Below are 22,989 nucleotides of genomic sequence, written 5' to 3'. Positions count from 1 at the left end.
CCGCGCAGATCACCAGGGAGTTCACTCATGTCGTACGAGACGCTTCAGGACCGCACCGCCCTCGTCACCGGCGCGGCCAGCGGCATCGGAGAGGCCACCGCCAGGCTGCTCGCCGCCGAGGGAGCGCGGGTCGTCCTGCTCGCCCGCCGCGCGGACCGGCTCGAAGAGCTGGCCGCCAAGATCGAGGCGGACGGCGGCCGGGCGCTCGTCGTCACCGCCGACGTCACCGACCAGGCGTCGGTGGACGCCGCAACCGAGCGGGTCCGGGCGGCCTACGGACGCGTGGACCTGGTGGTGAACTCGGCGGGCGTGATGCTGCCCAACCCGGTCACCGAGGCCCGCACCGACGAGTGGCAGCGGATGCTGGACACGAACGTGGCGGGGGCGCTGCGCATCATCGGCGCCTTCACGCCGGACCTGATCGCGGCGGCCGCGGAGGGCGGTGCGGCGGACCTGGTCAACATCTCCTCGATCGGCGCGCACCTCGCGTTCACCAACTACGCGGTGTACGGGGCGACGAAGGCGGCGCTGACCTATCTGTCGGAGTCGCTGCGCACCGAGCTCGGGCCGCGCGACGTGCGCGTCATCAACGTCGAGCCGGGGTTCACGGACACCGAGCTGCGCGGGCACATCGACAACGGTGAGCTGAGCGGGCAGCTGGAAGGCCTGTTCGACGCGGTCGGCGCGCTGGAGTCGGAGGACATCGCGGACCTGATCGCCTATGCGACGAGCCGCCCGCGCCACGTCAACCTGCGCCAGCTGATCGTGGTGCCCACGCGCCAGGCGTGAGCCGCCCCGGAGGGGGCGGGCAGGGGACGGGACGGGGTCAGTCGTCCCAATCCGACCTGCGCTCGTCGCGCCGCCGCCCGCCGGACGAACCGCGGTACGAGGCCGCCACGTTCACGCCGACGATGCCCGCCCAGGACACGAAGAGTCCGGTCAGGCCCGCGTTGACCACGGCGATCGCGGAGAGCGGCACCGCGAGGATCAGCGAGACGACGCCGAACCCGAAGCGCTCGCCCCAGGAGTCGACCCCGCTCGCGGGGGAGCGGGCGCCACGGGCGACCACCATCTGCTGCTCGGCCAGGTGGCGGCGCATCCTGCGGTCGATCGTGCCGTCCAGGCGCTGCTCGATCTTCCCGAGGAACGAGTCGACCAAGGCGGAGTCGTACTCTTCGCCGAGTTCTCTGCGGGCATGCAGAGTGGCGTCGAGTTCCTTCTTGAGTTCGGCGTCACGGGCTTCCATACCCGTTTACGTTACGGCGCCGGAGCGCCCTGGGCGGTGGGGCTAACCCCCCTTTCCACCCGGGGCCCATCCCCAGGGACGGGCGGGTTCCGCCTGGCCAGCGTCCAGTACAGCAGGGCGGGCACCACGAGGCCCACGATCCAGGAGACGTCGGCGCCGCCCAGCGGGTCGACCAGCGGTCCCGTGTAGAAGTGGGTGGCGAGGAAGGGCAGCTGGGCGAGGACCCCCACGCCGTAGACCACCAGGGCGTCCCAGCGCCAGGCGCCGTAGCGGCCGTGCGGGTCGAAGAGGGCGGGGATGTCGTAGCGCTCGCGGGAGATCAGGTAGTAGTCGACCAGGTTGATCGCCGACCAGGGCGTGAAGAACGTCAGCAGGAACAGCAGGAAGTCCTTGAAGGAGGACAGGAAGCTGTCCTTGCCGAGCAGCGCGACCGCCGTGCCCGCCACCATGATCACGGCGATGTACGCGGCCCGCCCGCGCGGCCCGAGCACCTTCTGGCCGCGGAAGCCGCTGATGCTCGTGACCATCGACATGAAGCCGCCGTAGGTGTTGAGCACGTTGATGGTCAGCTTGCCGAGCGCGATCACGAAGTACAGGAACGAGGCGATCAGGCCGGTGCCGCCGAGCCCGACGACGTACCCGACCTGGTTGGCGAGGAACGCGTCCCCCGCGCTCGCCGCCACGAGCACCCCGAACGTCATCGACCACTGCGAGCCGATCGCCGACCCCGAAAGCGTCCACCAGAACGTGGCCTTCGTCGACGTCGTGCGCGGCAGATAGCGCGAGTAGTCGGCGACGTACGGGCCGAAGGCGAGCTGCCAGGACGCCGACAGGGAGACGGCGAGCAGGAACATCGGCAGGTCGAAGTGGGCGTCGCCGAGGAGCGCCGACAGGTCCACGCGGTCCAAGAGCCGGATGCCCAGGTAGACGAAGGCGAGCGCGCAGATCACGCTGGCCACCCGGCCGAGCACGTGGATGACGCGGTAGCCGACCGCCGCCATGACCGCCGTGATGACGGCGAACACGATGATGCCGGTGGTGTCGTTCGTGTGCGTCAGCTCGGCCGTCGCCTGCCCGGCTAGCACGCTGCCGCTCGCGAAGAAGCCGACGTACATGAGGATGACGAGGAGCAGCGGGACGACCGCGCCCTTCACTCCGAACTGGGCCCGCGACTGGATCATCTGCGGCAGCCCCAGCTTCGGCCCCTGCGCCGAGTGCAGCGCCATGACCGCGCCGCCGAGGAGGTTGCCGAGGACGAGGCCGACGAGCGACCACACCACGTCGCCGCCGAAGACGACGGCGAGTGCGCCCGTCACCACCGCGGTGATCTGCAGGTTGGCGCCGAGCCAGAGCGTGAACTGGCTGAACGCCGTGCCGTGCCGTTCGTCGTCAGGGACGACGTCGATGGAGCGCCGCTCCACCAGGTCTTCAGCTGCCACGCAGGTCAACTCCCCTTGTCCGTATGCCTACTTCTTGTCCGTACGCCTACTTCTTCGTGATGCCGTGCTGCTCCGCCCAGTCCTGCGCGACGTCCTCCGGGTCCTTCTTGTCCTTGTCCACCAGGCGGTTGAGCTCGGTGAGCTGGGCCGTGGTCAGGAGTGCGCCCAGGCGGGCGAGCGCCTTGCGCACCGTCGAGTCGGCCTTGCGGTCGGCGACGAGCGGGACGATGTGCTGGCCGGGGACGAGGTTCTTGGGGTCGGTGAGGACGACCCAGCCCTCGGCGGCGATGTCGGTGTCGGTGGTGAAGAGGTTCGCCACGTCGACGTCGCCCTTGCGCAGGGCGCCCTTCACCAGCGGCCCCGACGAGTCGAGCGACTTGAACTCCTTGAACTCGACCCCGTAGACGTCCTTGAGGCCGACCGCGCCCACCGTGCGCTTCTTCACCTCGGCGGCGGCGCCGATGACCAGCTTGCCGTTGTGCTTCGCCAGGTCGGCGAGGGACTTGAGGCCGTACTCCTTGGCGGTGTCGCGGGTGACGACGAACGCGTCGGAGTCCTCGGCCCGCCCGTACGGGAGGATCTGCAGGCCGCGCGGGAGGCGCATGGCGAGGGCGTTCTGCATCTCGCCCTCCTCCGTGGCCTTCGCCTTGGGGTCCAGGTAGTGCAGGAGGGCGCCCTGGTACTCGGGGAGCAGGTCGATGTCGCCGCCCTTGAGCGCGGGGATGAGGATCTCGCGGGTGCCGAGGTTGGGCCGGACGTTCGTCTTCACGCCTGCCGCATCGAGGGCGGCCGCGTACAGGTACCCGAGGACCTGGTTCTCGGTGAAGTTGGCGGTGCCGATGGTGACGCCGTTCTTGCTGGAGCCGCCTCCGCCGCCGCCCCCGCCCCCGCCGTCGAGGGAGGTGATGCCACCGCTGCAGGCGGCGAGGGCGGGCACGGACGCGGTGGCGAGGAGTCCGCCGAGGAGGGTTCTGCGGTTCATGTGGGGTGCTCCTAGGCCTGCGGGGCGGGGCGGTGGCGGAAGAGGGCGCGCTGCAGCGCGGAGAGCGCGAGGTCCAGGACGACGGCGACGACCGCGACGAGCACGGCACCGCCGAGCACCTGCACCAGGTCGCGCTGGGCGAGTCCGTCGAAGACGTACCGGCCGAGTCCGCCGAAGGAGACGTACGCGGCGATGGTGGCCGTCGCGACGACCTGGATGAGGGCGAGCCGCAGGCCCGTCATGATCAGCGGCAGCGCGAGCGGCAACTCGACCTGGAGGAGCACCTGGTGGGCCCGCATGCCCTGGCCGCGCGCCGCGTCCCGCACCTCGGGGTCGACGGCGGTCATGCCCGCGTATGTGTTGGTGACGATGGAGGGCACGGCGAGCGCGACGAGCGCGATGTAGACGGGCCACATCGACAGGCCGCTGGCGAGGAAGACCAGCACGACGAGTCCGACGGTGGGCAGTGCCCGGCCGAAGGAGGAGAGGTTGATGGCGACGAAGGCGCCGCGTCCGGTGTGCCCGATGAGCAGGCCGACGGGCAGCGCGATGGCGGCGGCGATGACCGTCGCGAGCAGCGAGTACTGCAGGTGCTCGGCGAGGCGGTGCCCGATGCCGTCGGGCCCGGTCCACTGCTCGCCGCTGACCAGCCAGGCGCCGAGGTCCTTGAAGAGTTCGTACATGTCAGGCGCTCCTCCGGCGACGGGTCCAGGGCGTCAGGACGTACTGGAGGGTGACGAGCAGCGCGTCCGCGACGAGCGCGAGGAGCAGCGTGAGGACCACGCCGACGATCACCGGGGTGGGGAAGTTGCGCTGGAACCCGTCGGTGAAGAGCTGTCCGAGACCGCCGTCACCGATGTACGTCGCCACGGAGACCAGCGAGATCGACATGATCGTCGCGATCCGTACGCCCGCCATGATCACCGGCAGGGCGAGGGGGAGCTCGACGGTGAGCAGCGTGCGCAGGGGCCGGGTGCCCATGGCCTTGGCCGCTTCCTTCGTCTTCGCCGGGACGGAGTCCAGACCCTCGACGGTGTTCCGCAGGAGCACCACGAGCGTGTAGATCGTCAGGCCGATGACGGTGGTGGTGCGGGTGAGCCCGCTGACCGGCAGGAGCAGCACGAAGACGGCGATGGACGGGATGGTGAAGAGCACGTTCGACAGCCCGAGGAGGAGCCCGCGCAGGGCCCGCACGCGGTGCGCGACGACGGCCAGCGGCAGCGAGATCAGCAGCCCGAGGGCGACGGCGGAGAGGGCGGCCTGGAGGTGGGAGAGGGTGAGGCTGGTGAGATCGTCGGTGTGGTCGGCTATCCACGACCAGTCGACGGTCATGAGGTGTGCTTCGAGGTGGTCGGCTCAGGGGCGCGGGGAACTGCGCGATCAGCCCCCACCGGGCCGCGGACGGAACGGCCCCTCGCATGCGCCGCACCCGCACCCTCGTGGATGTCGTCGCGGGACGTCACCCCCGTGAGGACCCCCTCCGCGTCCACGCGGGCCACCAGCCCCGTCGGGGCGGACAGGGACTCGTCCAGCGCCGCGAGCAGCGAGTCCGCGTCGCGGAGGGGACGTACGGGGACGTCCGCCGCGTCACCGTCCTTGTGCCGCCAGGACACCGGCACGCCCGCCGAGTCCAGGCGGAGCGTCCACGCGCCGCCCTCCGGCGCGGGACCCTGCGGGACGCCCGCCAGCGTCGACAGGGAGAGCAGCTTCAGACCGCGCTCCGCGCCCAGGAAGTCCGCGACGAAGTCGTCCGCCGGGCGGGCGAGGAGTTCCGCGGGCTCGGCGCACTGCACGAGATGGCCGCCGGTGCGGAACACGGCTATGCGGTCACCGAGCCGCACCGCCTCGTCGATGTCGTGCGTGACGAAGACGATGGTCTTGCTCAACTCCCGCTGAAGTCGCAGCAGTTCGTCCTGGAGCTGGGTGCGGACCACCGGGTCGACCGCGCCGAACGGCTCGTCCATGAGCAGCACCGGCGGATCCGCGGCGAGCGCGCGGGCCACGCCGACGCGCTGCTGCTGACCGCCGGAGAGCTGGTGGGGGTAGCGGCGTCCCGCGTCCGGGGCGAGACCCACCGTCTCCAGGAGTTCCGCGGCCCGCGCCCGCGCCTTCCTGCGGCCCCAGCCGAGCAGCAGCGGGACCGTGGCGACGTTGTCGAGGACCGTGCGGTGCGGGAAGAGACCGGCCTGCTGGATCACATAGCCGATGGAGCGGCGCAGCTCCGCCGCGTCCTGCTCCAGGACGTCGCGGCCGCCGACCCGGATCGTCCCCGAGGTCGGGTCGACCATTCGGTTGATCATGCGGAGGGTCGTCGTCTTGCCACAACCGGAGGATCCGACGAGGACGGTCACGCCGCCTTCCGGCATGTCCAGGGTGAGGTCGTGGACCGCTGTCGTGCCGTTCGGGAAGCGTTTGTTGACCGTGTCGAACTGGATCATGAGGAGTCCCTTGCCCGGCTGTATATCGTCATGCAGAGTTCTCGTTGTCTGAATAGATTGTCAATACCTAGTCGGCGCTCGAACGCAAATCGCTCGTGATTACAGGTCGACAGGCAAGACAGGGCGTCCGATTGAGGAGGAATGCGAGTGAAGTCATCTCGTATCGCGGACAGGGCGACCGGCGACAGGAAAGCGGTCGTCGTCCTCGACGGCCGGGGACTGATGGTCGCAGACGTCGTACGCCTGGCCGAATCCGATGCCCGGCCGGTGCCCGCGACCGATGGAATGAAGCGCGCCGAGGACTCCTGGAACGCCGCGAGAGAGATCGCCGCCTGGGGCCGCGTCTACGGCCGCTCCACCGGCGTCGGCGCCAACCGGAATGAGAACGTGCCCACCGAGGCCGCCGCCGACCACGGCCTCAGACTGCTCCGCTCGCACGCCGGAGCCATCGGCGCCGAACTGCCCGCCGCCCAGGTCCGCGCCATGCTCGCGGTCCGCGCCAACCAGCTCCTCGCGGGCGGCGCCGGACTGCGCCCCACCGTCGTCACCGCGCTCTGCGCGGCCCTGGAGACCGGCGCGTACCCCACGGTCAACGAGTTCGGCTCGGTCGGCACCGGCGACATCGCGGCCCTCTCCCAGATGGGCCTCGCGCTGGCTGGCGAACACCCCTGGCAGGGTCCGGGGGAACCGCCGGAGTCGCAGCCCCTCGACAACAACGACGCCCTCGCCCTGATCAGCAGCAACGCCCTCACCCTCGGCCAGTCCGCGCTCGCCCTGCACGAGCTGCGCGGCCTGATGGGCGCCACGCAGGTGGTCGCCGCGCTGTCCCTGATGGCGGTCGACGGTTCGTACGAGGCGTACGCGCTGCCCGTGCACGAGGCGCGGCGGCACCCCGGCTCGTACGCGGTCGCCGAGCGCATGCGCCGTTTGCTGGGCGCCCCCGACCGCCCCACTCCGCCCCTCGGCCGTATCCAGGACCCCTACGGCTTCCGCTGCGTGCCGCAGATCCACGGCCCCGCGCACGACGCGGCGGACGCCCTGGAAGGCGTCCTCACCGTCGAGATCAACGCCGCCGCCGAGAACCCCCTGATCTCGCCCGACGACATGGCCGCGTACCACCACGGCGGCTTCTACCTGGCCCAACTGGCCCTTGCGCTAGACCACTTCAGGCTCGCCGTGACCCAGGCGGCACGCCTGTCGACCTCCCGTCTCTCCACCCTCAACGAACCGGCCTTCACCCGCCTGCGGCCCTTCCTCGCGGACGGCGAACCCGCCTCGTCCGGCGTCATGATCCTCGAATACGCGGCCGGGGCCGCCCTCGGTGACCTGCGGGCCTTCTCCGCGCCCGCCTCCCTGGGGCACGCGGTGCTCTCCCGCGGCGTCGAGGAACAGGCCAGCTTCGCCTCCCTCGCCGCCCGCCAGACCCTGCGCGCCTGCGAGGCGTTCCGCATGGTGGTCGGATGCGAACTGGTAGCCGCCATAAGGGCGTTGCGGCAGCGGGACATGCGTCTCGATCCGGACACGCCGCTCGCCCGGGCCTTCGAACTCGCCGACTCCGTCCTGGAAGCGGAGCTCGCGGACCGGCCGTTGACGGATGATGTGACCGCGGCGGCGGGGCTGCTCGACCGGTTCACCATCCTGTGGTCGGAACTCGGCGCCGGAACGACAGCGGGTACGGACATCCTGAGGGGGACGGCATGAGTGACAGCCCTGCCGCGCGACTGCAAGTGCTCTTCGAGGGCCACCGGCTCACGCCCACCCAGCGGCGCATCGCGCACTGCATGGTGCGCAGGGCCGCCGACGCGCCCTTCCTCTCCAGCGTGGAGCTGGCCGAACTCGCGGGCGTCAGCCAGCCCTCGGTCACCCGCTTCGCGGTCGCCCTAGGCTTCGACGGCTATCCGGCGCTCCGCAGGCACCTGCGGGACGTGGCGCCCGCGGAGGAGTCGGGGGTCACGGCCGCCAACGAGTACCAGCAGGCGGTCGACGCGGAGATCGAGAACCTCCGGCACCTCGCGGAGGTCCTCGCCGACCCGGCGCCGGTCGAGCGCGCGGGACGGCTCCTCGCCGAGTCCCGGCCCCTCCCCGTCCTCGGGCTGCGGGCCGCCGCCTCCCAGGCGTACGGCTTCTCGTACTTCGCCGCGAAGGTCCACCCCGACGTGCGCCTCCTCGACGAGGGCGGCACGATGCTCGCCGACCGTGTCGACGCGGCGGTCCGGGCCGGTGCCACGGCCCTCCTCTGCTTCGCGCTGCCCCGCCACCCCCGCGAGGTCGTCGACGCCCTCGCCTACGCGCAGTCCGCGGGCCTGACCGTGGTCACCGTCGCCGACTCGGCCTTCGCCCCGGTCGCCGCCCACTCCGACCTCCTGCTCCCGGCGGCCGTCGGCACCGGCCTCGCCTTCGACACGGCGTGCGCCCCGATGCTCCTGGGCCGCGTCCTCCTGGAGGCCATGTGCGACAACCTCCCGGACGCCCAGGCCCGCCTGGAGGAGTTCGACGTGCGGGCGGCGGCGCGGGGGCTGTTCGTGGAGTAGGGGGAGTGAGCGGACATGAAGGCGACGCCACGCCCGGGGGGGAGCGCGGCGCCGCCGGTCGGCCGGACGTCAGGTGTCAGATCTCAGACGTCAAGGCCGGTCTCGATGCGCTTCAGCTGATGGCGGGCCATCGCCAGGTTCGCGCGGTCCTTGTCGAGGGCCAGGTAGAGGAAGAGGCCGTTGTTGTTGCGCCCCTTCATCAGCCGGATGAGGTGGTACTGCGAGCCGAGCGAGATCAGGATGTCCTCGATCTCGTCCTTGAGCCCGAGCATCTCCATGGTGCGCAGCTTGGCGCGCACCACGTCCGTGTTCCCGGCCGCCGCCACCGACAGGTCCAGGTCCTTTCCGCCCCCGATGGTGCCGAGGGCCATTCCGCTCGTGTAGTCGACCAGAGCGGCGCCGATGACGCCCTCGATCGTGGTGGTCGCTTCCTTGAGTGCGGTCTCCGTGTCGGTCATGTGCTTCGTGCTTCCTTTCCGTCTGCCGGGCGTCCGTGCTGAAGAGGACGACGAGGGTGTGGTGGGGGGCATGGGTCAGGTTTCCTCCGCTCGTTCGACGGCGGCGTCGACCAGCTCTCCGATGAGCGCGCTGGAACGGCGGGCCTCCAGGTGCAGCCGGCCCACGTTGATGCGGGGCTCGGCGAGCAGCGTGAGCACGGCGGACGAACCGGCCGCGTAGGTGGCCACGTAGCCCTGTTCGCCGCGGATGAGCAGTTCGCGGAAGCCGCCCTGGCGCGTGGCGTCGGACAGCCGCAGGGCCACGCCGAGCGCCGCGGCGGTGAGCGCGCAGACGCCCTCCGCCTCCACGTCCGAGGCGTCCTGCGCGAGCAGGAGCCCGTCGACGCTGGCCGTCAGCGCGCCGCGGAGCTGGGGAAGCCGGGTCCGCAGCCGTTTCAGTTCGCCGAGTACGTCGGCTTCGGCAGCCACCAGCTCTCTCCTCCCTGCGCGCCTCCAGGGCGCGAAGAACTTCATGTGGACGAGGTCCCGGCCCAAGGGACGGCAGGGAGATTCACAGCGCCTCCAGCGCGTCACGGACCCGGCGCAGCAGTGCGATGTCGGGCTCGGCGCAGCCCGCCGGGTCCGTGAAGGGGAGGGCCACCGTGACCTGTTCGTCCCCCGGTGTTCCGGGGTCCTCCACGAGACCGGCGGCCGCCAGCCGTCTGACCTCGACCAGGGTGTGGAAGGACGGGCGGCCCAGGGCCCGGGCGATGGCCGTCGGCGTCCGCACGCCGTCCGCGAGCCGCAGCAGCGCACGCTGGCGCACGGCGACCGCCTGGCCGGGCGCGGGCTGCCGGGGCACGACCGGCGCGGTGTCGACCTCGGGGCGGGGCCAGATGCTGTCCAGGAAGGCCCGGCGCCGCACGGTCTCGCGCTCGACCGCCGCGGCGGGCACCGGGCGGAGCGGGCCGAGCCAGTGCGCGACGCCGTAGCGGAACCGGGTGGGGCCGTTCGCCGCCCCGAGGACGAAGAACGCGGCGTCGAAGAGCGCGCCGAGGTGGCAGACCTCCAGCTCGCCCGCGGTGACCCGGCCGCTGGCGACCAGCTCCCGCCCCACCTCGTGCCGCGTCCCCGCCGCCGAGAGGGCCTCCTGCCAGCCCTGCGCCTCCAGGGCGCCACCGGCCGTGAGCAGGACGTCGATGCCGGGCGCCGCGGGGCTCTCGGCATGCACGACACACCCGTCGACGAGGTAGAGGGTGCCCTGGGCGCGCAGGAAGGCGCCGGTGGCCCGCTCGGTGGCGAGCCGGGTGAGCAGGGGCGAGATGGCGGGCGCGGTGATGGACAGCGGGACTGCGGCGGGCTCCGCGGCCCGCAGGGCGTTCACACCAGCACCAGTCGTTCGGCCAGGCTCCGCAGCCGTATTCGAGCCATGGCGAGGTTGCCGGTGTCCCGGTCGAGCCAGAGGTAGAGGAAGACGCTGCTGTCGAAGGTCGTCTCCACGTACCGGATCAGATGGAATCCGGTGCGCGTGGTGAGCATGAGGTCCTCGACCGGGAGCCCCTTGAGGTCCGCGCCGTCCTCGACCGGGGCGAACGCCTGGTACTCGGCGGCCGTGCGGGCCACCTCGGCGGTCTCCGCGGCGGTCGCTTCGTAGTCACCGTTGGGGGAATCGCCGACCGAACCGAGGGCGAGCCCGCTGGTCCAGTCGACGATCGCGGCTCCACGGGCACCGGGCAGTGTCATGGCTTCGTACAGACACTCGTCGATTCCGGGCACGCGGCCTCCCCTTCCCCAAGGTGGAACCGGGCGGTCCCCACCACCCGACCGGGCGGCTCTCGCCATCCGGTGCAGAGGAAAGTACGCAGAGGAGCCGGGGTTCCGTGGTGAATGGGCATATTCCGAGGGAATGCGTCCGAGGTCGACGGGACGCGTTCGGTCATGGCCCGCGGCGGCCCATCGCTGACCGAATGTGCCGGTCAAGCGATCGAGGCGTCCCCCGGGGTGGTGTCAGTCCTCGCCGCGGGTCCTGAGTACCACCTTGTTCACGCCCCACAGCCCGATGCCGATGGCGATGAGTACGCCGGCGCGGATGTAGACCTCCGCGGGGCGGTCCGCGAGGGGGCTCGCGAGGATCAGGGCGGTGATCGCGCCGAGTACGGGGAGGACGGTCGGCGCGCGGAAGTGCCGGTGCCCGACGGGGTCGCGGCGCAGGACCAGGACCGCCACGTTGACCACCGCGAACACGCACAGGAGCAGGAACGCCGTCGTGTCGCCGAGGCCCTCGATCTCGCCCGTGGAGACCAGGCCGATCGCGAGGAGCGAGACGAAGACGATGCCGACGACCGGGGTGCGGCGCCCGGCGAGGACCCGGCCCATGGCGCGCGGCAGGATGCGTTCGTTGGCCATGCCGTAGCAGAGCCGCGAGGCCATCATGATGTTGATCAGTGCCGAGTTGGTGACCGCGAACAGGGCGATGAGGGCGAAGAGTCCGTGCGGGAAGTCGACGCCGCCCGCCTTGACGACTTCGAGCAGCGGACCGCTCGATCCCTCCAGGGTCTTGTAGTCGACAAGGAGGGACGAGACGAGCGCGACCAGGACGTAGATCGTGCCGGTCACCGCGACGCCGATGAAGATCGCGCGGGGGAAGGTGCGCACCGGATCCTTCGTCTCCTCGGCCATGTTCACCGAGTCCTCGAACCCGACGAAGGCGAAGAAGCCGAGGGCCGTGGCCCCCAGCACCCCGGTCAGCAGGGCGTATCCCGTGCCGTCCGACTCGAACTGGGTGAGGCGCGAGGGTTCGCCGTCCCCGGTCAGCACGGCGTACGCGCCGATCGTGAGGATGATCGCGAGGCCGGTGAGCTCGACGAGGGTGAGGACCACGTTCGTCTTCACCGACTCCGAGACGCCCCGCAGGTTCAGCGCCGCGAGCAGCACGATGAAGGCGATGGCGATCAGGGTCGGCGGCAGCGCGTCGCCCGTCAGCTCGGCGAGGTAGTCGCCGCTGAAGGCGCGGGCGGCGGCGCTTGCGGAGGAGAGCCCGGAGCACATCACCATGAAGGCGATGATGAAGGTGAGGAACGGCGTCTTGAACGCCTTCTGGGTGTAGAGCGCGGCACCGGCCGCCTTCGGGTACTTGCCGACCAGTTCGACGTACGACGCCGCCGTCAGGATCGCCACCACGAAGCCGATCGCGAACGGCACCCAGAGCGCGCCGCCGACCTTCCCCGCGACCTTGCCCGTGGTGGCGTAGATGCCGGTGCCGAGGATGTCGCCGATCACGAAGAGGATCAGCAGCTTGGGGCCGATGGCGCGGTGCAGCGCGCCGTCTTCGGTGGGTGGTGATGCGGTGGTGGACGTGTCGGACGTCGTCACAGGTGCCTCCCCCGAGACCGGGTACGGGTCGAGGGAGGGTGTGCCCGTGATCCAGGTCACCATGCGGGAGTTGAGGAAGCTCAGAGCGTCCGGTGGGGCCGCGGAGGCGGCGCGGCCGCAGGGTTTCCGGCGGCAGTCCAGCGGCTTCGCGGCGCGTTCAGAGGCTGCGCAGCGCGTCCCGTTCCGCGCCGCCGCCCGCCTCCGCCACGATCTCGTCGAGGGTCTGCGGCTCGCGCACCACCGCGAAGCGCATCGCATCGTCGTACGCGGAGAAGCCGTGGACGCCGGGCCTGGCAAGGCTGTTGTACGAGTAGTGCTGGGCGAAGTAGTAGGCGCCGGTGTCCAGCGCGGCCACGTAGTCGCCCGGTTCGAGCAGGGGCAGCGGGCGGTTCTCGGCGAGCAGGTCGCCCGCGAAGCAGGCCGGGCCCGCGATGTCCTGGCCGACGGCGGGACCGCTCTTGGGCCGCCCCTTCGCATCGAACGCGGCGATCCGCAGCGGCCACGACGCGGGCGCGTACACGGTCCTGGTCGCCACCTGCACACCCGCGTGCGTCACCGCGATGGGCCTGCCGCCCGCCCGCTTCGCGTACTCGACGCGGGCGAGGATCGTGCCGTGCTTGGCGAGCAGCGAGCGGCCGAACTCGGTGACGATGCCGTACCGCCCGTCGAGCAGGCCCGGCACGCGGGCCTTGAGGCGGCGCGCGTACTGCGCGTGGGTCGGGGTCTCCTCGTCCGAGCCGAAGTTCACGGGCAGGCCGCCGCCGATGTCGACGGTGTCGACCTGGTGCCGCCCGGCGCGTTCGTTGATCTCCTCGGCCAGTTCGTACGTCGCCGCGACGCCCCGCACCATCATTTCCAGGGGCATGCCCTGCGACCCGGAGTGCGCGTGCAGGCGGGTCAGCCACGGGCGGTCGAGGAAGGCCCTGACCACCCACTCCCTGGCGTCCTCGTCGCGCAGCGGCACCCCGAACTTGGACGTGGCCGTCGCCGTCGAGAGGGCGCCGATCGCGCCGCCGCCGATCTGCGGGTTCACGCGGATGCCGAGCGGGGAGCCGGTCAGCGCCGACCGGGTCATGGCGTCGATGCGGGCCAGCTCCTGCGGGTTGTCCGCGTTCACCGCGATGCCGAGCGCCAGGGCCTCGCGGAGCTCGGCCGGGGTCTTGGCGGGCGAGTCCAGGACGGTCTCGGCGGGCGGCACCCCGGCGGCCCGCGCCAGGGCCAGCTCGCCGGGGCTCGCCACCTCGGCGCCGATGCCCGCCCCGCGCAGCAGCCGCAGGACCGGGACGAGCGGGGTGGCCTTCACCGCGAAGGCGTGCAGGACGGGGGTGCCTGGCGGGGTGACGGCGTGGAAGGCGGCGTGCAGGGCGGCGCAGCTCGCGCGGATGCCCGCGACGTCGAGCAGGCCCGCGACGGGGGCGGCGGGGCCGACGACGCCCTGCTCGACCGCGGCGGCGACGGCCCGGTCGCGGCGGGTGGCGGCGTCGGCTCCTGAAGCGGCGCTCGGTGCCGCGTCGCCGCGGAGCACCTGGGTCTGGTCGTTGTCCTCGTCGTGGCCCATGTGATCCAGCCAATCATCCGGCGCGGGGCCCCGCTGGCGTACTCGTGCATTCGTTCGCTATTGACTAGCTCTATTCAGAACCCCAGGATGTGAATAACAAGGTCACAGGTAACAGGTCACAGCTTCGAGGAGGCATCGCCATGTCAGGACCCCGCCCCGTACGGGCACCGCGCGGTACGGAACTGAGCGCCCTGGGATGGCAGCAGGAAGCCGCCCTCCGCATGCTGCAGAACAACCTCGACCCCGAGGTCGCCGAGCACCCCGACAAGCTCGTCGTCTACGGCGGCACCGGCAAGGCGGCCCGCGACTGGCGCTCCTTCGACGCGATGGTCCGCACCCTGAAGACCCTCAAGCAGGACGAGACGATGCTCGTCCAGTCCGGCCGCCCCGTCGGCGTCATGCAGACCCACGAGTGGGCGCCGCGCGTCCTCATCGCCAACTCCAACCTGGTCGGCGACTGGGCGAACTGGGAGGAGTTCCGCCGCCTGGAGCAGCTCGGCCTCACCATGTACGGCCAGATGACCGCGGGCTCCTGGATCTACATCGGCACGCAGGGCATCCTCCAGGGCACGTACGAGACGTTCGCCGCGGTCGCCGCGAAGAAGTTCAACGGGACCCTCGCGGGGACCATCACGTTGACGGCCGGTCTCGGCGGCATGGGCGGCGCCCAGCCGCTCGCCGTCACCATGAACGACGGCGTCGCGATCTGTATCGACGTCGACCCGCGCGCCATCGAGCGCCGTATCGAGCACAAGTACCTGGACGTGAAGGCGGACTCCCTGGAGCACGCGCTCCAGCTCGCGGTCGAGGCGCGCGACGCCCGCCGCCCCTTCTCCATCGGCCTCCTCGGCAACGCCGCGGACCTGCTCCCGCGCATGCTCGCCGAGGGCGCCCCCATCGACATCGTGACGGACCAGACCTCCGCCCACGACCCGCTCGCGTACCTGCCGACGGGCGTCGACTTCGACGACATGCAGACGTACGCGACGAAGGACCCGGCGGGCTTCACGACCCGCGCCCGCGAGTCGATGGCGAAGCACGTCGAGGCGATGGTCGGCTTCATGGACGCGGGCGCCGAGGTCTTCGACTACGGCAACTCGATCCGCGGCGAGGCGCAACTGGCCGGATACGAGCGGGCGTTCGCGTTCCCGGGCTTCGTCCCCGCCTACATCCGCCCGCTCTTCTGCGAGGGCAAGGGCCCGTTCCGCTGGGCGGCGCTCTCCGGCGAGGCCTCCGACATCCACAAGACGGACAAGGCGCTCCTCGACCTCTTCCCCGAGAACGAGTCCCTCCACCGCTGGATCAAGATGGCGGGCGAGCGCGTCCACTTCCAGGGCCTCCCCGCCCGCATCTGCTGGCTCGGCCAGGGCGAGCGCGACAAGGCGGGCGACATGTTCAACGACATGGTCGGCAACGGCACCCTCGCCGCCCCCCTCGCGATCGGCCGCGACCACCTGGACTGCGGCTCGGTGGCCTCCCCGTACCGCGAGACGGAGGCCATGCTCGACGGCTCCGACGCGATCGCCGACTGGCCGCTCCTGAACGCCATGGTCAACGTGGCGTCGGGCGCCTCCTGGGTCTCCATCCACCACGGCGGCGGCGTCGGCATGGGCCGCTCCCTCCACGCGGGCCAGGTCTCGGTGGCCGACGGCACGAAGCTCGCGGGCGAGAAGATCCGCCGCGTCCTCACGAACGACCCCGGCATGGGCGTCATCCGGCACGTCGACGCGGGTTACGACATCGCGGAGACCGTGGCGGACGAGCGGGGCGTGCGCGTTCCCATGCGGGAGGGGGAGTGAGTAATTCAGCCCCTCCGGCGATTGAGGAGCGGGGTCCGGGGCGGAGCCCCGTGTCCTTCCAGGAGATGTGGCGGGACCTGAGTTCCATCGGCCGCGACACCGGCTCAGGCGGCTACCGCAGATACGCCTGGACGGGCGCCGACACGGACTGCCGCGCCTGGTTCAAGGCGCAGGCGGAGTCCCGCGGGCTCACCTACGAACTGGACCGCAACGGCAACCAGTGGGCCTGGCTCGGCGACCCCGCGGCCGGTGACGCCGTCGTCACCGGCTCCCACCTGGACTCGGTCCCGGACGGCGGCGCGTTCGACGGCCCGCTCGGCGTGGTCTCGTCCTTCGCCGCCCTGGACGAACTCCGCTCTAGGCAGGCGCAGTTCACCCGCCCCCTCGCCATCGTCAACTTCGGTGACGAGGAGGGCGCCCGCTTCGGCCTGGCCTGCGTGGGCTCCCGGCTCACCGCGGGACAGCTCACCGTCGAGGCCGCGCACAAGCTCACGGACGGCGACGGCGTGACGCTGCCGCGGGCGATGGAAGCGGCGGGCTACGACCCGTACGGCATCGGCCCCGACCCCGAACGCCTCGCCCGCATCGGCGCGTTCGTGGAGCTGCACGTCGAGCAGGGCCGCGCCCTGGACCTCTCCGGCGACCCGGTCGGCATCGCGTCCGCCATCTGGCCGCACGGCCGCTGGCGCTTCGACTTCCGCGGCGAGGCCAACCACGCGGGCACCACCCGCCTCGTGGACCGCAGGGACCCGATGCTGTCGTACGCGGAGACGGTCCTCGCCGCCCGCCGCGAGGCCGAACTCGCGGGCGCGGTAGCCACCTTCGGCAAGATCTCCGTCGAGCCGAACGGCGTCAACGCGATCCCGTCCCTCGTACGCGGCTGGCTGGACTCGCGGGCGGCCGACCAGGCCACCCTCGACACGGTCGTCACGGGCATCGAGAAGGCGGCCCGCGAGTACGCGGAGCGCCACGGCATCGACCTGGACGTCGTCCGGGAGTCGTTCACACCGGTGGTCGAGTTCGAGGACGCACTGCGCGACGAGCTGGGCTCGATCCTGGCCCCCCGGGCGGAGCGCCCGCTCCCGGTCCTCGGCACGGGCGCCGGACACGACGCGGGTATTCTGTCCGGCTCGATCCCGACCGCCATGCTGTTCGTACGGAACCCCACGGGTGTCTCGCACTCCCCGGCCGAGTACGCCGCCGAGGACGACTGCCTGGCCGGGGTGACCGCACTGGCCGACGTACTGGAAGGGCTGGCGTGCAGGTGACGACGGAGACCTACTGGCTGGAGCAGGCCTGGCTCGACACGAACGTCGAGCCGGGGGTCGCGGTGGACGTGGCGGGCGACCGCATCACGGCCGTCCGCAAGGGCGTCGACGCGCCCCCGCCCGGCGCGACGGTCCTGCGCGGCCTGACGCTCCCCGGCCTGGCGAACGCCCACTCACACGCCTTCCACCGCGCGCTGCGCGGCACGGTCCAGGTCGGCTCCGGCACGTTCTGGACGTGGCGCGAGGTCATGTACTCGGTGGCCGACCGCCTCACCCCCGAGACGTACCACGCGCTCGCGCGGGCGGTGTACGCGGAGATGGCGCTGGCAGGCATCACGACGGTCGGCGAGTTCCACTACCTCCACCACGCCCCCGGCGGCACCCCGTACGCCGACCCCAACGCGATGGGCGAGGCGCTGATCCAGGCGGCGGCCGACGCGGGCGTGCGCATCACGCTCCTCGACACGGCGTACGTCGCCTCCGGGCTGCTCGACGCCGAGCGCGGCAAGCAGCCCGACCGCCACCAGCTGCGCTTCTCCGACGGTACGACGGAGGCGTGGGCGGAGCGGGCCTCGCTCCTCAAGGACCGCCCGCACGCCAGGATCGGTGCGGCGATCCACTCCGTCCGAGCGGTCCCGGCGCGCCAGCTGAGCACGGTGGCGGAGTGGGCGGCGGCCCGCCGAACCCCCCTCCACGTCCACCTCTCCGAGCAGACGGCGGAGAACGACGCGTGCCGTGCGGTCCACGGCCGCACACCCACGCAGCTCCTCTCCGAGCACGGCGTCCTGGGCGCCCGCACCACGGGCGTCCACAACACGCACCTCACGGACGAGGACATCGCGCTGCTCGGCGGCACGACGACGGGCACCTGCATGTGCCCGACGACGGAGCGCGACCTCGCGGACGGCATCGGCCCGGCGCTCCGCCTCCAGCGGGCAGGCAGCCCCCTCTCCCTGGGCAGCGACAGCCACGCGGTGATCGACATCCTGGAGGAGGCCCGCGCGATGGAGCTGAACGAACGCCTCCGCTCCCACACGCGCGGCCACTGGACCGCGGCGGCCCTGCTGCGCGCGGCCACGGCGGACGGCCACGCGGCGCTGGGCTGGCCCGAGGCGGGAGTTCTGGAGACCGGCGCGTTGGCGGACCTGACGACCATCGCCCTGGACTCGGTCCGCACGGCGGGCCCGGTCCCGCGCCTGGCAGCGGAGACGGCGGTCTTCGCGGCGACGGCGGCGGATGTGCGGCACACGGTGGTGGGGGGCAGGCATGTGGTGCGGGACGGCGCGCATGAGTCGGTGCCCGACGTGGCATCGGCGCTGACGGAGGCGATCGCGGCCTTGAGAGACTGAACCTCCCCCTATCCGCTCTTGCCTTGCCTTGCCCGAAACCGGCTCTGGTTCCAGCCCCTCCGGCGTTTGAGGAGCGGGGTCCGGGGCGGAGCCCCGGTTTCGGGAAGGGGCGGGATCGGGGAAAGAACCTCGCTCGCACCCCAGCCCCCCCCCCTCACCCGGGAGAAGCCCCATGCCCCGCACCACCCCCACCACCCCCACCACCCTGATCACCAACATCGCCAGCCTCGTCACGAACGACCCGGCGCAGGGCGACGGAACCCCGCTGGGCCTGCTGACGGACGCCGCCGTGGTCCTGGACGGCGAGACCATCGCGTGGGTGGGCCCGGCGGCCAAGGCCCCCGCGGCGGACGAGACGTACGACGCACAGGGCCGCGCCGCGATCCCCGGATTCGTCGACTCCCACTCCCACCTCGTCTTCGCGGGCGACCGCACCCAGGAGTTCAACGCCCGCATGTCGGGCCGCGCCTACTCCGCGGGAGGCATCCGCACGACGGTGGCAGCAACGCGCGCGGCCACGGACGCCGAGCTCGAAGCGAACCTCACCCACTACCTCACCGAGGCCCTCCGCCAGGGCACGACCACGTTCGAGACGAAGTCGGGCTACGGCCTGAACACCGAGGACGAGTCCCGCGCCCTGCGCATCGCGGCGCGCCACACCGACGAGGTCACGTTCCTCGGCGCGCACATCGTCTCCCCGGACTACGCGGAGGACCCGGCGGCGTACGTGGACCTGGTGACGGGCGAGATGCTGGAGGCCTGCGCGCCCCACGCCCGCTGGGTCGACGTCTTCTGCGAGAAGGGCGCGTTCGACGGCGACCAGGCCCGCGCGATCCTGACGGCGGGCAAGGCGAAGGGCCTGCACCCCCGCATCCACGCGAACCAGCTGTCGTACGGCCCGGGTGTACAACTCGCGGTAGAACTGGACGCGGCGAGCGCCGACCACTGCACGCACCTGACGGACGCGGACGTCGACGCGCTGGCCCAGGGCAACACGGTGGCCACGCTCCTCCCCGGCGCGGAGTTCTCCACCCGGGCCGAGTGGCCCGACGCCCGCCGCCTCCTGGACGCGGGCGCGACGGTGGCCCTCTCCACGGACTGCAACCCCGGCTCGTCCTTCACGTCATCGGTCCCGTTCTGCATCGCCCTGGCGGTGCGGGACATGGGCATGACCCCGGACGAGGCGATCTGGTCGGCGACGGCGGGCGGCGCGAAGGCCCTGCGCAGGGACGACGTGGGCCGGGTCGCGGCAGGGGCCCGCGCGGACCTGGCATTCCTGGACGCCCCGAGCCATGTCCACCTCGCCTACCGACCGGGGGTCCCGCTGGTCAGCGAGGTGTGGCGCCGGGGCGCGCGGGTGGCCTGAGCGCTGCGTGTCCTGAGGTCCCTGTGGCCTGAGGTCCGTGTGTCCTGACCTCAGGCCCACATGCCGCCGTCGACCCGCAGCACCGTGCCGGTGACGTACGAGGCCCGGTCACTCAGCAGCCAAGCGGCGGCCTGCGCGATCTCATCCGGATCGGCGGCACGCCCCAGAGGCGTCTGGGAGTTCAGGTGGTCGATGGTGCCGGGGGACTCCGCGTCCCACTCGCGGAGCATCTCCGTGAGCGTGGTGCCGGGCGCTACGGCGTTGACGCGGATGTTCTCGGGCCCGTACGTGACGGCGGCTGACGCGGTGAGGCTGTTGAGCGCCCGCTTCGTCGCCCCGTACGCGGGCAGGGCGGGGTTGGCCAGCAGGCTGCCGACGCTGGAGGTGTTGACGATGGCGCCGCGTTTCGAGGTGGCGCGGATGGCGGCGACCTCGGCGTTCATGGCGAGCCACGGCCCCTTGAGGTTCACGGCGCACACGCGGTCGAAGTCGTCCTCGGACAACTGATCCATAGGCCCGGGGGGCTGCCCGGTGGCCCCGTTGTTGAAGGCGACGTCGAGCCGCCCGTACAACTCCACGACCTGGCGTACCGCCCCCCGGACGCTCTCCGAGTCGGCGAGATCGCACACGACGTACTCCGCGACGCCACCTTCGTCCCGTATCCCCTCGACCACGCTCTTCAGCTGCGCCTCGGTCCGGGAGGCGAGCACCACCCGGGCCCCCTCCCGGGCGAAGAGCCGAGCGGAGGCGGCACCGATGCCGCGACCGGCGCCGGTGACGAGGGCGACTTTCCCAGCGAGCAGACCGGTGCCGACGGCGTTCGATGTATTGATGTCCATACCGAGGAGCCTGCGCGACCCCGCGACCCTCATCCAGGCACCACCAGTACCTGGCTGACCACCTGCGATGTCCCGCACACTTGAACGGTGAACCGACAAGAACGGGAACGGGAACTGGCGGGCTTCCTGCGCAGCAGGCGCGAACGCATCACGCCCGCCGACGTGGGCCTCCCCGCGGGCCCGCGCCGCCGCACGCCGGGCCTGCGCCGCGAGGAGGTGGCGCAGCTGGCGTACATCTCGACGGAGTACTACGCGCGCCTGGAGCAGGCCCGCGCCCCGCACCCGTCCCGCGAGGTCCTGGCCCAACTAGCTCGTACCCTACGCCTGTCGGCCCCGGAACGAGACCACCTCCACCACCTCGCAGGCGTCCCACCGGGCCCGCCGCCCGGCCCTTCGCGGGAGGTGCGGCCGAGCCTCGTCCAACTCCTGGACAGGCTCCCGGAGGCGGCGGCGATCGTGCTGTCGGCGACGTACGAGGTCATAGCCTGGAACAACCTGGCGGCAGCGCTGATGGAGGACTTCTCGCTCCTCTCGCGCCGCGACCGCAATCTGGTCCGGCGCACGTTCCTCGGCCCGTACGAGGACGGCCGACGCCTGTACGGAGTCTCGGACGCCGACGAGTTCTCCCGGACGATGACCCAGCACCTCCGCACGACGTCGGCCCGCTACCCCGACGACCCGGAGGTGACCTCCCTGATAACTGAACTCCGCGCCAAAAGCCCGGAGTTCGCAGCCCTCTGGTCCACCCACGACATCTCGTCCCGCCCCACCCTCTGCAAAACCTTCCACCACCCCGTGGTCGGCCTCGTCACCGTGCACTGCGACGCCCTGGACATCACGGACCGGGACCAGCGCGTCTTCATCTACACGGCGGCCCCCGGCTCGGAGGAGGCGATGAGGCTGCTGTCGGTGGTGGGCACGCAGCGCATGGACGTACCGGGCTGAGTGCCGCTAGCCGACCGTCAGGTTCGTGAACCGGATCGTGACGCTCTGGGCGTTGCCGGTCTGAGGCTCGTCGACCTTGATGGCCCTGGGCTCTTGCAGGGTGTACTGCTTCGTCGCACTGCCCGTGGTGTCCAACATGCTGAGGGACGCTGTCCCGGGCTGGGTGTTGCCGTTGATCAGGTCGGTGAACTGCTGGGACTGTTCGGCGCCGCGGACCACGGTCACCGTGCCCGAGTGCTGCTCGCCGGGGATGAGCTTGTTGGAGGGTGACTGCTCCGTGGGCTGGTCCACCTTCAGTTCGGAGACTCCGCCGAGGGTCTCGGTGCCGCCGTCGACGCTCAGCTGGAAGGTGCGGGCTGCGGTGGTGTCGCCCTGTAGGAAGTTCGACTCCCCGCCTTCGGCCCGGGAGGACAGCTTCGAGTTGCCCTTCGCGTCTTTGTCGGACGACTTGGCACCCGACTCGGCCTTCTGGGACGAACTGGCGCTCGACGAGTCGGTGTCCGAGGAATCGGAGCCGCACGCGGTCAGCAGCCCCAGGGACAGCAGGGCGGCGGTCGCCACCCCGGCCATGCGGCGGCGCGAGCGGATGGTGGAACGGGTCATGGCGAGACTCCCTGAGCTGTCGACGCTTGAGCCGCCGACGGCGGGCCGGGGCCATTTCCCTGACACCCACCGGTCAACGACCGCGTATGCTGGCCGACTTGAGTCTGCGAGCCGACCGGTCCCAACCACCACAGGAAGCGTCCAGAACGGGAAGCTGGGACGCACGGCCCCCGCTGACCAGGCGAAACGAAGCATGCATGGAACGCTGGAACGGGACGCCCCCGGCGGGAGCGCGGGAGACTCTGATAGCTCCGGGCTCCGTTCCTGTGCTTGTGTCTCAGGTTCGATAGACACTGAACGGCACGGCGCTTTCCAGGGCGAGATCCCGCCAGGCGAGGTACTTGCCCATGTCGGGGTTCTGAATCAGCTCGCGGTCGATCTGCGTACCGTCGGGTCGGTAGTTGAGGTGTACGACCGTCGTTTCGTCGAACAGCCAGAAGTCCTGTTCAGGTAGCCCGGGGTTCGGTCGATCCGTCACGTCAACGATCCGGTAGTCCTCCCCGGCCGCGACATTCCCGGGAACGCACCACTCGAACAAGTACCGGCTGTACGGCGTGAGCGGTCGGCGTACGACCTTGGCGCGGGTCATGGTCCGCCCGGCCGCAGCGTTGTCGCTGACAGTCCGATGCCATGAGACGTTGAAGTCGCCGGGCTTCTCGGCCCCGGCAAAGAAGTCGCGTACCGTCTCGGCCTCGGCGGGCATGGTGTACGTCTGGTGCACTTCGAGCCGGAAGGCGGAACGCTTGAAGTCGCGGAAGTGCGCCTGCCAGGTGTCGCCGTCCAGCAGGACGGGGCTAGTGCCATCCATGGGCACGGG

Annotated in this window: 23 protein-coding genes; 8 read left to right on the top strand and 15 right to left on the bottom strand. The window is 71.5% G+C overall.

The genetic code is table 11. The features are described 5' to 3' along the window. Window positions 1–27 precede the first annotated feature (27 nt). Window positions 28–789, top strand: coding sequence for an SDR family oxidoreductase (locus tag AC068B_RS16450; RefSeq protein ID WP_478672193.1), 762 nt, complete (start codon window positions 28–30; stop codon window positions 787–789). A 37-nt stretch (window positions 790–826) separates the two neighbouring features. Here AC068B_RS16450 and AC068B_RS16445 read toward each other — a convergent pair whose 3' ends face one another. The 6 genes from AC068B_RS16445 to AC068B_RS16420 are packed head-to-tail and all read right to left on the bottom strand — an operon-like array spanning window position 827 to window position 6,105. Next, complete coding sequence (locus AC068B_RS16445) at window positions 827–1,246, bottom strand: hypothetical protein (RefSeq protein ID WP_478672192.1); 420 nt, start codon at window positions 1,244–1,246, stop codon at window positions 827–829. An 11-nt stretch (window positions 1,247–1,257) separates the two neighbouring features. After that, window positions 1,258–2,685: a purine-cytosine permease family protein gene (locus tag AC068B_RS16440; RefSeq protein WP_478672191.1), complete on the bottom strand. Its 1,428-nt coding sequence runs from the start codon at window positions 2,683–2,685 to the stop codon at window positions 1,258–1,260. Between the two features lie 46 nt (window positions 2,686–2,731). Further along, window positions 2,732–3,667 (bottom strand): ABC transporter substrate-binding protein, encoded by a 936-nt coding sequence (locus AC068B_RS16435; protein WP_478672189.1) that lies wholly within the window; start codon window positions 3,665–3,667, stop codon window positions 2,732–2,734. An 11-nt stretch (window positions 3,668–3,678) separates the two neighbouring features. Beyond that, complete coding sequence (locus AC068B_RS16430) at window positions 3,679–4,350, bottom strand: ABC transporter permease (protein ID WP_478672188.1); 672 nt, start codon at window positions 4,348–4,350, stop codon at window positions 3,679–3,681. A gap of 1 nt (window position 4,351) precedes the next feature. Continuing rightward, the gene (locus AC068B_RS16425) at window positions 4,352–4,999 is read right to left on the bottom strand and encodes an ABC transporter permease (protein WP_478672186.1); all 648 of its coding nucleotides are present in this window, start codon (window positions 4,997–4,999) and stop codon (window positions 4,352–4,354) included. After that, window positions 4,996–6,105 carry an ABC transporter ATP-binding protein gene (locus tag AC068B_RS16420; protein WP_478672185.1) on the bottom strand — a complete coding sequence of 370 codons (1,110 nt, stop codon included), beginning with the start codon at window positions 6,103–6,105 and terminating at the stop codon, window positions 4,996–4,998. The genes AC068B_RS16425 and AC068B_RS16420 overlap by 4 nt, the downstream gene beginning before the upstream one ends. Window positions 6,106–6,246: 141 nt before the next feature. Here AC068B_RS16420 and AC068B_RS16415 point away from each other — a divergent pair, with 141 nt between their 5' ends. Further along, window positions 6,247–7,806 carry an aromatic amino acid ammonia-lyase gene (locus AC068B_RS16415; protein ID WP_478672184.1) on the top strand — a complete coding sequence of 520 codons (1,560 nt, stop codon included), beginning with the start codon at window positions 6,247–6,249 and terminating at the stop codon, window positions 7,804–7,806. Further along, window positions 7,803–8,636: a MurR/RpiR family transcriptional regulator gene (locus tag AC068B_RS16410; RefSeq protein ID WP_468563323.1), complete on the top strand. Its 834-nt coding sequence runs from the start codon at window positions 7,803–7,805 to the stop codon at window positions 8,634–8,636. The genes AC068B_RS16415 and AC068B_RS16410 overlap by 4 nt, the downstream gene beginning before the upstream one ends. An 83-nt stretch (window positions 8,637–8,719) precedes the next feature. Here AC068B_RS16410 and AC068B_RS16405 read toward each other — a convergent pair whose 3' ends face one another. The 6 genes from AC068B_RS16405 to AC068B_RS16380 form a co-directional block, all read right to left on the bottom strand. Next, window positions 8,720–9,094 (bottom strand): hypothetical protein, encoded by a 375-nt coding sequence (locus AC068B_RS16405; protein ID WP_055567693.1) that lies wholly within the window; start codon window positions 9,092–9,094, stop codon window positions 8,720–8,722. A gap of 75 nt (window positions 9,095–9,169) precedes the next feature. Continuing rightward, window positions 9,170–9,607 (bottom strand): roadblock/LC7 domain-containing protein, encoded by a 438-nt coding sequence (locus AC068B_RS16400; RefSeq protein WP_478672183.1) that lies wholly within the window; start codon window positions 9,605–9,607, stop codon window positions 9,170–9,172. A gap of 37 nt (window positions 9,608–9,644) precedes the next feature. Beyond that, on the bottom strand, window positions 9,645–10,448 hold the full coding sequence (locus AC068B_RS16395; RefSeq protein WP_478672717.1) for a transcriptional regulator: 804 nt from the start codon (window positions 10,446–10,448) through the stop codon (window positions 9,645–9,647). 5 nt (window positions 10,449–10,453) lie between these two features. Then, a complete protein-coding gene (locus tag AC068B_RS16390) occupies window positions 10,454–10,849 on the bottom strand; it encodes a hypothetical protein (RefSeq protein ID WP_478672181.1) in 396 nt (131 codons plus the stop codon). A gap of 231 nt (window positions 10,850–11,080) precedes the next feature. Then, the gene (locus tag AC068B_RS16385) at window positions 11,081–12,445 is read right to left on the bottom strand and encodes an APC family permease (protein ID WP_478672180.1); all 1,365 of its coding nucleotides are present in this window, start codon (window positions 12,443–12,445) and stop codon (window positions 11,081–11,083) included. A gap of 157 nt (window positions 12,446–12,602) precedes the next feature. Further along, window positions 12,603–14,003: a type III PLP-dependent enzyme domain-containing protein gene (locus tag AC068B_RS16380; protein WP_478672179.1), complete on the bottom strand. Its 1,401-nt coding sequence runs from the start codon at window positions 14,001–14,003 to the stop codon at window positions 12,603–12,605. Window positions 14,004–14,143: 140 nt separating this feature from the next. Between AC068B_RS16380 and hutU the strand changes: the two genes are divergently transcribed. The 4 genes from hutU (at window position 14,144) to hutI (ending at window position 19,785) form a co-directional block, all read left to right on the top strand. Further along, window positions 14,144–15,802, top strand: a complete 1,659-nt coding sequence (gene hutU, locus AC068B_RS16375; protein WP_478672177.1) for a urocanate hydratase — start codon at window positions 14,144–14,146, stop codon at window positions 15,800–15,802. A 65-nt stretch (window positions 15,803–15,867) separates the two neighbouring features. Beyond that, on the top strand, window positions 15,868–17,070 hold the full coding sequence (locus AC068B_RS16370; RefSeq protein WP_478672715.1) for an allantoate amidohydrolase: 1,203 nt from the start codon (window positions 15,868–15,870) through the stop codon (window positions 17,068–17,070). Continuing rightward, entirely contained in the window at window positions 17,067–18,419 is a 1,353-nt protein-coding gene (locus AC068B_RS16365; protein ID WP_478672176.1) for a formimidoylglutamate deiminase, read from the top strand. The genes AC068B_RS16370 and AC068B_RS16365 overlap by 4 nt, the downstream gene beginning before the upstream one ends. Window positions 18,420–18,591: 172 nt before the next feature. Further along, window positions 18,592–19,785 (top strand): imidazolonepropionase, encoded by a 1,194-nt coding sequence (hutI, locus tag AC068B_RS16360; RefSeq protein WP_478672175.1) that lies wholly within the window; start codon window positions 18,592–18,594, stop codon window positions 19,783–19,785. Between the two features lie 50 nt (window positions 19,786–19,835). On the opposite strand, the gene AC068B_RS16355 is transcribed toward hutI, so the two are convergent. After that, the gene (locus AC068B_RS16355) at window positions 19,836–20,624 is read right to left on the bottom strand and encodes an SDR family NAD(P)-dependent oxidoreductase (protein ID WP_478672173.1); all 789 of its coding nucleotides are present in this window, start codon (window positions 20,622–20,624) and stop codon (window positions 19,836–19,838) included. An 87-nt stretch (window positions 20,625–20,711) separates the two neighbouring features. On the opposite strand from AC068B_RS16355, the gene AC068B_RS16350 reads away from it, so the two are divergent. Further along, window positions 20,712–21,569: a helix-turn-helix transcriptional regulator gene (locus tag AC068B_RS16350; protein ID WP_478672172.1), complete on the top strand. Its 858-nt coding sequence runs from the start codon at window positions 20,712–20,714 to the stop codon at window positions 21,567–21,569. 6 nt (window positions 21,570–21,575) lie between these two features. Here the strand turns inward: AC068B_RS16350 and AC068B_RS16345 are convergent, their stop codons facing one another. Together AC068B_RS16345 and AC068B_RS16340 are read right to left on the bottom strand one after the other, a co-directional pair. After that, window positions 21,576–22,172 (bottom strand): hypothetical protein, encoded by a 597-nt coding sequence (locus tag AC068B_RS16345; RefSeq protein ID WP_478672171.1) that lies wholly within the window; start codon window positions 22,170–22,172, stop codon window positions 21,576–21,578. A 277-nt stretch (window positions 22,173–22,449) separates the two neighbouring features. After that, the gene (locus AC068B_RS16340) at window positions 22,450–22,980 is read right to left on the bottom strand and encodes a DUF6879 family protein (protein WP_478672714.1); all 531 of its coding nucleotides are present in this window, start codon (window positions 22,978–22,980) and stop codon (window positions 22,450–22,452) included. Window positions 22,981–22,989: the final 9 nt, after the last annotated feature.

This window comes from Streptomyces sp. NPDC042371, assembly GCF_056437465.1.
Note: the sequence above shows the minus strand (reverse complement) of the source record. Positions and strands in the feature narration are given on the sequence as shown.

Coding starts and splice junctions, on each gene's coding strand:
- AC068B_RS16450 (WP_478672193.1), top strand. CDS start 28: ATGTCGTACGAGACGCTTCAGGACCGCACCGCCCTCGTCACCGGCGCG.
- AC068B_RS16445 (WP_478672192.1), bottom strand. CDS start 1,246: ATGGAAGCCCGTGACGCCGAACTCAAGAAGGAACTCGACGCCACTCTG.
- AC068B_RS16435 (WP_478672189.1), bottom strand. CDS start 3,667: ATGAACCGCAGAACCCTCCTCGGCGGACTCCTCGCCACCGCGTCCGTG.
- AC068B_RS16430 (WP_478672188.1), bottom strand. CDS start 4,350: ATGTACGAACTCTTCAAGGACCTCGGCGCCTGGCTGGTCAGCGGCGAG.
- AC068B_RS16425 (WP_478672186.1), bottom strand. CDS start 4,999: ATGACCGTCGACTGGTCGTGGATAGCCGACCACACCGACGATCTCACC.
- AC068B_RS16420 (WP_478672185.1), bottom strand. CDS start 6,105: ATGATCCAGTTCGACACGGTCAACAAACGCTTCCCGAACGGCACGACA.
- AC068B_RS16415 (WP_478672184.1), top strand. CDS start 6,247: ATGCGAGTGAAGTCATCTCGTATCGCGGACAGGGCGACCGGCGACAGG.
- AC068B_RS16410 (WP_468563323.1), top strand. CDS start 7,803: ATGAGTGACAGCCCTGCCGCGCGACTGCAAGTGCTCTTCGAGGGCCAC.
- AC068B_RS16405 (WP_055567693.1), bottom strand. CDS start 9,094: ATGACCGACACGGAGACCGCACTCAAGGAAGCGACCACCACGATCGAG.
- AC068B_RS16400 (WP_478672183.1), bottom strand. CDS start 9,607: ATGAAGTTCTTCGCGCCCTGGAGGCGCGCAGGGAGGAGAGAGCTGGTG.
- AC068B_RS16380 (WP_478672179.1), bottom strand. CDS start 14,003: ATGGGCCACGACGAGGACAACGACCAGACCCAGGTGCTCCGCGGCGAC.
- hutU (WP_478672177.1), top strand. CDS start 14,144: ATGTCAGGACCCCGCCCCGTACGGGCACCGCGCGGTACGGAACTGAGC.
- AC068B_RS16370 (WP_478672715.1), top strand. CDS start 15,868: ATGTGGCGGGACCTGAGTTCCATCGGCCGCGACACCGGCTCAGGCGGC.
- hutI (WP_478672175.1), top strand. CDS start 18,592: ATGCCCCGCACCACCCCCACCACCCCCACCACCCTGATCACCAACATC.
- AC068B_RS16355 (WP_478672173.1), bottom strand. CDS start 20,624: ATGGACATCAATACATCGAACGCCGTCGGCACCGGTCTGCTCGCTGGG.
- AC068B_RS16345 (WP_478672171.1), bottom strand. CDS start 22,172: ATGACCCGTTCCACCATCCGCTCGCGCCGCCGCATGGCCGGGGTGGCG.
- AC068B_RS16340 (WP_478672714.1), bottom strand. CDS start 22,980: ATGGATGGCACTAGCCCCGTCCTGCTGGACGGCGACACCTGGCAGGCG.